Source organism: Vannielia litorea (assembly GCF_018424695.1).
Taxonomy (GTDB): Bacteria; Pseudomonadota; Alphaproteobacteria; order Rhodobacterales; family Rhodobacteraceae; genus Vannielia; species Vannielia litorea_A.
Window position 1 is genome coordinate 1 of sequence record NZ_QTNQ01000222.1, and the last position, 419, is coordinate 419.

Consider the following 419-nt stretch of genomic DNA (forward strand, 5'->3'; position numbering starts at 1 on the left):
CCATATAGCAGTTCTGCTTTTTGCTGATTGATTTTATCCATTTCAGCTACACCGCCGTTCGCTTTCAGCCATTTAAAGACCAGACCAGATAGATACCAGGCAAATGTCGGCGGCGTGTTAAACATGGAGCCGTTATCGTTGAGGATGGAATAATCCAGAATCGACGGACACGCGATATTCGCTTTGCCCAGCAAATCTTCACGAACGATGACGATTGTCAGGCCAGCCGGGCCGATATTTTTCTGCGCGCCAGCGTAAATTACACCATAACGGCTGACGTCAATCGGACGGGAAAGAATGGTTGAAGAGAAGTCAGCGGCGACCACCACATCTGCGCCGAAGTCTGGCGTTTCGTCGATGGCGATACCATCGATGGTTTCATTCGGGCAATAATGCATATAAGCAGCATTATCAGAGAG

Annotated in this window: 1 protein-coding gene; it reads right to left on the reverse strand. The window is 48.9% G+C overall.

Annotation, left to right across the window (positions count from 1 at the left end; genetic code table 11):
* On the reverse strand, positions 1-419 hold a 419-nt coding region (locus tag DYI42_RS24075), incomplete at both ends, for an aminotransferase class V-fold PLP-dependent enzyme (RefSeq protein WP_187682465.1).